7 protein-coding genes are annotated in these 6,199 nt (G+C 48.8%); 3 read left to right on the top strand and 4 right to left on the bottom strand.

The window, feature by feature from the left end:
• Nucleotides 1-76: 76 nt before the first annotated feature.
• The 3 genes from E1189_RS03420 (at nt 77) to E1189_RS03410 (ending at nt 2,143) form a co-directional block, all read left to right on the top strand.
• The gene (locus tag E1189_RS03420; protein ID WP_155158643.1) at nt 77-814 is read left to right on the top strand and encodes an SDR family NAD(P)-dependent oxidoreductase; all 738 of its coding nucleotides are present in this window, start codon (nt 77-79) and stop codon (nt 812-814) included.
• Nucleotides 815-943: 129 nt separating this feature from the next.
• Nucleotides 944-1,570, top strand: a complete 627-nt coding sequence (locus E1189_RS03415) for a hypothetical protein (RefSeq protein ID WP_230460112.1) — start codon at nt 944-946, stop codon at nt 1,568-1,570.
• 279 nt (nt 1,571-1,849) lie between these two features.
• Nucleotides 1,850-2,143 (top strand): Lar family restriction alleviation protein, encoded by a 294-nt coding sequence (locus tag E1189_RS03410; protein ID WP_155158640.1) that lies wholly within the window; start codon nt 1,850-1,852, stop codon nt 2,141-2,143.
• A 154-nt stretch (nt 2,144-2,297) separates the two neighbouring features.
• Here E1189_RS03410 and E1189_RS03405 read toward each other — a convergent pair whose 3' ends face one another.
• The 4 genes from E1189_RS03405 to znuA form a co-directional block, all read right to left on the bottom strand.
• Nucleotides 2,298-3,347 carry a pyridoxal phosphate-dependent aminotransferase gene (locus tag E1189_RS03405; RefSeq protein ID WP_155158636.1) on the bottom strand — a complete coding sequence of 350 codons (1,050 nt, stop codon included), beginning with the start codon at nt 3,345-3,347 and terminating at the stop codon, nt 2,298-2,300.
• Between the two features lie 84 nt (nt 3,348-3,431).
• Nucleotides 3,432-4,403 carry a hypothetical protein gene (locus tag E1189_RS03400; RefSeq protein ID WP_155158635.1) on the bottom strand — a complete coding sequence of 324 codons (972 nt, stop codon included), beginning with the start codon at nt 4,401-4,403 and terminating at the stop codon, nt 3,432-3,434.
• Nucleotides 4,400-4,930 carry a hypothetical protein gene (locus E1189_RS03395; RefSeq protein WP_155158634.1) on the bottom strand — a complete coding sequence of 177 codons (531 nt, stop codon included), beginning with the start codon at nt 4,928-4,930 and terminating at the stop codon, nt 4,400-4,402. The genes E1189_RS03400 and E1189_RS03395 overlap by 4 nt, the downstream gene beginning before the upstream one ends.
• A 103-nt stretch (nt 4,931-5,033) precedes the next feature.
• Nucleotides 5,034-6,011 (bottom strand): zinc ABC transporter substrate-binding protein ZnuA, encoded by a 978-nt coding sequence (znuA, locus tag E1189_RS03390; RefSeq protein WP_155158633.1) that lies wholly within the window; start codon nt 6,009-6,011, stop codon nt 5,034-5,036.
• Between the last annotated feature and the right edge of the window lie 188 nt (nt 6,012-6,199).

The following is a 6,199-nucleotide window of genomic DNA, read 5'->3' as shown; positions in this document are numbered from 1 at the left end:
GCTGCGTGAAGCTATCTACCTGCGCCCACTCTCTGAAGGTTAAGTCTGGTTTTTTGGTTTACTTGAGAGAGTTGAAATGGAAGGAAAAACAGTCATTATTACCGGTGGCAGCAGTGGTATCGGTAAATCAACAGCTTTGGAGTTTGCCCAAAAGGGTGCACAGGTTCTGATAACGGGTCGCCGGGAAGAGGCACTGAAAAGTGTGGCTTCCTTGCACGAAAATATTTCTATCCTCGTTGCTGATAGCGGTGACCCTTCCAGCGCCGAGCTGATTATGGATACCGCGATTGCTAAATGGGGAAAGCTGGACGTACTGGTTAACAATGCGGGAGCGGGTGCTACAGCACTACTCGAAGATGTTACTTTAGAGCAAATCAACAATGTTCTGTCTGTGAATGTTGTTGGTAGCAGCCTGCTGGCAGCCGCAAGCATTCCTCATCTTAAAAAGACAAAGGGAACAATTATCAATGTTTCCAGCGTTATCGGGCAGATGCCTGCTAAGATGATTGGCCATTACGGAGCCAGTAAAGCAGCTCTGGATTACCTCACCAAATCCTGGGCGCTGGAACTGGCCCCTGAGATTCGTGTTAATGCTATTGCTCCTGGACCAACTTACTCAGGTGCTTTAACTGGTATGATGGGGCTGACGGAAGAACAGGCTGCGCAGGTGGAAGAGCAGGAAACAGCTGGAACGCCGCTGCAGCGCCGCGGTGTTCCTGAGGATATAAGCCACTGGATTGTTCAGTTAGCCGAGCCTACGGCATCATGGGTAACCGGCCAGGTTATTTCTGTTGATGGCGGCTTTGCTCTTTAACTGATCCGGCTATTGATCACTTTTTGATATATAAAAACTTCATGGTCTCTCTTGGGGTTAAGAGGGAGAGGCTGTGAAGAATAAAAAATTCAGGGAGCTTACCTGCCAAAAGTATATAGAGGAAAAGCAATGACAGCTAATTACGATATGACCAGTGAATCTGGACCAGCATTTCCACCAATTACCCCTGGTAAGATTCTTTTAAATGGGGAAAACCCCTTTATTCGCCTGAGTCATGGAAACGGTGAACCACTCTCGACCGATGCGAGCCTGTGGACAATCAACTACTCCCCCGAAGGGGCGGGTCATGCACTGTTTATCAAGAGCGAATTGACCGACAACAACTGGCGTATTTATTCCGATAACCTGGCCATGGTGCGCTGGCTGCAAACAACCGTGCAGGGTATGTTGAACCCAGAAACCTCAAGTGATGATATTGATGTTATTCATGCTGAGTTTTCACAAGAGGGAGATACGCAAAGCCAGTGGATCCAGAAAGTAAAAAGCGCGACAGATGAGGTTGTTTTAACTTGGAGTAACTTTATCGATCCGATGCTTATGGTACACGACCAGCCAAGCCAATTGCCTGAGCGAAAGTACGGTGTCAGTGTTGTTATGTTACCTGCACGTGAAGCATGGCTTACTTTGAACGGGGAGCATGCTGCTGGGCAGATCTGGCCGTGTAAGTACGATGATCAACCCTTCAGTACAGCATCGTTGGCCTTCTCAGAGAGTTGGCGGGAAGCTGCAGAGTAGTACTCTCCGGGCGGTGCTCGCGTGAAGTCAGGTTGTAGTTGTCGTAAAACAGGTGCTTCTCTGGCTGCTTACAATAAACTGCGGTTTTGCCGATAAGCAGGCCGCAGCTTTTAAGGGTGAACCCTCTCATCGGCTTTGCTGACTATGTCCTCTGCTTGCACGCTGCCAGCCAAATATGCGCACGCAGGAAAAGCAGGAATACCTTTCGCATATTTTTACTCTCCAAATGAGAGTTGTTGGAGCTTATGCCAACATTCTCAGTCCCGCTATTCTTAGAGAATGACAACACACATATTAAAACGTTGCCCTTCCTGCCGGGGGGATGCGGAAGTGATTGAGTTTCCTGTTGCCGATGATGTTTTGTGGCAGGTGAATTGTCGCAGCTGTGGGCTGGCGACTGAGTTGGATGATGATCGAACGATCAGTATCCAGCACTGGAACCGTCGGGATCAGGAGGAGCGGATGAAGTCGATAGTCACTATCCTTGGTGTGCTTCTGCCAGCGGGGATGGTGATCATGCTCTTTCTGGGAATCTTTTTGGGTGGTATGTTGATGGGGCAAGAGAGCTTATAACAAGGAATAACAATGTAGGAGAGCTTGAAGTATGCAAAAATATTTTCTTACAGGTGTAGCCCTCAAATTCTGGTCGCAGTTATAGCTGCCCTGATTCCTTCTCCGTGTCCTTTGCCGCCGAATCCGGATATTTCTCTTCCCGGATGGCGAGTGACTAAACACTATCCAATACTGCGATAAGGCGTTCCGTCTGCTCTCTGGTGCCAAGGGTGATTCTTAGCCCTTGGCGTCCTTCGCGATCGCTCTTTGGGCGTACAAGAATGCCCGCTTTTATCAGCGTGTTGTTCATTGTTTCCGGGTTCTCCGGGAAGATCCAGATGTAATTGGTGCAGCTGCGCCAAAAGTCGATGACGTTATCCTGCAACCACGCCTCAAACAAGGGCTTGGATACCGTCATCACCTCATCAACATACTGTGTTGTGTACTCCGGATTATCCAAAGCCGCCTGAGCCGCAACGACTGCTAAATGATTGATATCGTAAGGGCCACGAATATTGAGCAGTGGAGGAATATTTTCAGCAGCAGAGAGGATATAGCCAAAGCGAATGGATGGCAGACCCCAGGTTTTTGAGAAGGTGCGGGTAATCACAATGTTGGGGTATTGATTAAGTTCGTTGGCAACGGTGAATTTGGTGTACTCGTAATAACATTCATCAACCAGAACTGTGCTGAAGGGGGCTGCGGCTGCAATACGCAGGATGTCCTCTTTCGATACCGGGGTGCCACAGGGGTTATTGGGACTCGCAATCACGATAATGCGGGTTTTCTCGTTGATTGCGTTAATTACACTTTCTGTTGGGAAGCCACCATTCTGAGTATAAAACGGCTCAACTATGGTGAGATTCTCAACTTGCGCACATTGTTGATACATGGCAAAAGTGGGGGCGGGAATAATGGCTTCATCCCCTGCTTTACAGGATGCTCGAAAAATCAGATCGATACCTTGATCCGACCCATTAGTGATCATCACCTGATTTTCATCAACACTACAATAGCAAGCCAATCTTTGGGTGATATCACCATAGCTGGGGTAGGTCTGCATGCAGCCGCTATGGATGTAATCTGTCAGCGCCTTAATGATGGGTTGGCTAACAGGGAGTGTGCGCTCATTGAAATCCAGAAGTAGGTTACTGTGAGGATTGCGGCCTTCAAGGGGGGGCTTGTATGCGCCCATCTGGCGAATGTGTTCCTTGAAAATAGCCATACATTACTCCCCCATTATAAATATGTATTTTGTTATTAGGGGGAATAGTATGCACCTGAGCGGAGGTTTTCCACTCAGGTACCGTTAATTACTCTGGCCATTGTTGTTTTGGCTATTGGCCTCGGGGGAGGTGTGATAACTACTGCTGCCATTGCTGGCCTGGCTTTCTGCATCACTGATAGACCCGGCATGCTTTCTGATTTCATCCTCATCGGCATTGATGCGGAACTCCAGCTGAGGCTGCTTGTTCTTCTTGCTTTTCTTTTTCTTCTTCTTTTGGAGAGGAGGGGTACTGAGATCACCGGGATCTTTGTATTGACTGGTATCCGGCCCTCCTCGGAAAAACTTGAAACTCACACCTTTTTCAGTCGTTTCATGATTAAATGCAGATACCACCATTTTTACATACACATCTCTTTCATAATCGAATAACTCTCCTTTTGCGGTCGCAACTTCACGCCCCCATTTAAAAACTTCGTTTCTGTAAACAACGTACTGATCATAGATATCGCTGGGTTTTGCGTGGGCATTCAGGCGGTTATAGAGGGCTTCACAATGGGTGCTCAGAAACCTGTAACCCTCTGGCTCATGATCACGTCCAACCCCTCCTTTACCCTCCAGGCGGGGAATAAGCTGCACAACCTCATCACTGTCTGGCATTTGAATTTTAATCACAATCTGTAGTTTGTTGGCCAGAATGTCTGCCTGCTCAGGTGTGAGTGAGGCCAGCTCCCGGGTTATTTGTAACTGATCCCTCAGCCAGAGCTTGGACATAACGTTTGTCAGCTGCCCTTTGGCATTCTCAAGCCTCATTTCAGCTTCAGTTTGTGGTTGCCTGGTGGGTTGAGTTTGTCTTTGGCTAACATCCTTTGTGTCGTTTGCAGAGTTGTTCTCACCGCCCTGTCCCTGACTTACAGAATGATCTTGGGATGGCTGGGCCTGGGAGACTGAACGCTGTGAACTGCCCTGCTTTGTATCTTTCTGGGACTGTGTTTCAGAGGGTTGAGAAATATTCACAGGCCCGATACTGCCCTGACTTCCTCTTGGTGCGCTCATAGGGCCTCCTGTCGGATGAAGTCGCTGATTATGTAGCTATCCACACTTGCAGAAAGAGGCAGTACAGAGCCTTTTTCTGACACATGTCCTTTGTAAATAGTTCGCAGTTTGAGCACTGGTTTTCGCCCTTGCAGGCCAATATAACTGAGAATATGCAGGTGAGGATCTGGCGTAATGACCAAAACCGGATCGGTCAGGTTTTTTCCAGATACCAAGCGGGTAGGTTGCTCTGTTTTGGATTCAGCATAAATCCCATCGAACCTGTAACTGAGGGGGGTGAGAGAACGGTCTGTTTGAGGAAGCTCGATGTTTTTGTTTTTATCCAGAACCTGGTCGCTGATGACTTTTGTCGGGCTGTTTCGATAAAAAGTGATTGTGGCTATGCGCTGTTCATCCCGCAGAGTGCGGTAAATTACAGTCGCCTGCAGCGCCTCCTCGGAGGCTGGCGGCCAACTGGGAAAGTGCATGCAGCCTGCGAACACAAGAGTCAGGCATGTAATGATGAGTGTGCGAGTGGAAAAGCCCATGGCCTGCCGAATCCCTATAGTAAGTGAGCCAGAGTGAACCAGCTTCTATAGATCATCGGCAAAGTGCGCGGGGAAATAAGCCCCGCGCAGAAGCCTGTTACGGTTAGCTGTGGCTTAAGGTGAGGCAACCTTGAATAGTGGTGGACAGCTGCGTCAGATACTCAGGGTAGGAGCGGGGCTGTACAAGGACTTCAGAGGCCAGAGGGTCAATCACATCCACTTTAACGGGCAGTTTATCAACCATAGTAGCCAAGTAGGCTGGATGGAACTGGGGTTCGCGGAACACACAGGTTTGTCCAGCATCTTTCAGTTTGTTGCGCAGTTGCAGCATGTGGCGGGCGCCGGGTTGCTGCTCTGGGCTGAGAGTGAACACGTCCAGTACTTTCAGATCGTAGTGGTGGGTGAAGTAGCCCCAGCCATCGTGGAATACGAAAAAGCCTTTATCGTGCAGATCGCTCAGTAGGTTTTTGTTTGTGGCGTCAGCTTTTTTCACTATCTCCGCAAAGTGACTGTAGTTAGCCTTGTACACGTCGGCATTGTCTTTATCTATTTCAGACAGAGTCTGAGTCATAGCCGCAGCCATGGCGATGGCGTTGTCAGGGGAGAGCCATACGTGTGGGTCGTAAATACCGTGGTGGTGATGGCCTCCATGGTCTGACTCAATATGAGCAGCATGGGAGGCGTGGTCATGGTCCTCATGATCATCGGCTTTGGCACTGCTGAAACGCTGGATTTTCATGTCAGGCGCGTGCATCAGCTCAATGCTCTTGGCATCAGAGGCGTAATGCTGCAGGGGAGCTTCCAGAAAACCCTCCAGGTCTTCACCTATCCAGAACACGACATTGGCAGAAGCAAGCTTCTGGATATCGGAAGGTTTCAGGCTGTAGTTATGGGGAGATGTGCCGGGTTGCAGCAGAAGCTCAGGGGTGGTCACACCGTCTGTGATAGCAGAGGCGATCAGCTCAAGGGGCTTGATGCTCACTACTACTTTAGGTTCTGCGGCCATTGCCACCGAAGACACAAGCACTAAACAGGATAATAATGATTTGGCTAAAAAGCGGAGGCCGCGGGAGTACAGCATGGTGAGATTGGGACACCTTAGAGTTAGATAATTTGGGGATGTTATAATATTGCATTATTTATATAGATCAAGACAGTCTATACCAAATATGTTTGTCAGTGACTGGCAGCTCCCGCCGATAGAATCCCTATGATTGAAACTGTTTTCGTGGTAGTGGGCGCACTCGCCTCAGGGATAATAGTTATTTA

This window comes from Parendozoicomonas verongulae, assembly GCF_009711465.1.
Taxonomy (GTDB): Bacteria; Pseudomonadota; Gammaproteobacteria; order Pseudomonadales; family Endozoicomonadaceae; genus Sansalvadorimonas; species Sansalvadorimonas verongulae.
The sequence above is the reverse complement of the archived record's forward strand: the minus strand, read 5'-3'. Positions and strand labels throughout refer to the sequence as shown.

Excerpts from the sequence above, each read along its gene's own strand:
- E1189_RS03420 (WP_155158643.1), top strand. The coding sequence starts at position 77 with ATGGAAGGAAAAACAGTCATTATTACCGGTGGCAGCAGTGGTATCGGT.
- E1189_RS03405 (WP_155158636.1), bottom strand. The coding sequence starts at position 3,347 with ATGGCTATTTTCAAGGAACACATTCGCCAGATGGGCGCATACAAGCCC.
- E1189_RS03410 (WP_155158640.1), top strand. The coding sequence starts at position 1,850 with ATGACAACACACATATTAAAACGTTGCCCTTCCTGCCGGGGGGATGCG.
- znuA (WP_155158633.1), bottom strand. The coding sequence starts at position 6,011 with ATGCTGTACTCCCGCGGCCTCCGCTTTTTAGCCAAATCATTATTATCC.
- E1189_RS03400 (WP_155158635.1), bottom strand. The coding sequence starts at position 4,403 with ATGAGCGCACCAAGAGGAAGTCAGGGCAGTATCGGGCCTGTGAATATT.
- E1189_RS03395 (WP_155158634.1), bottom strand. The coding sequence starts at position 4,930 with ATGGGCTTTTCCACTCGCACACTCATCATTACATGCCTGACTCTTGTG.
- E1189_RS03415 (WP_230460112.1), top strand. The coding sequence starts at position 944 with ATGACAGCTAATTACGATATGACCAGTGAATCTGGACCAGCATTTCCA.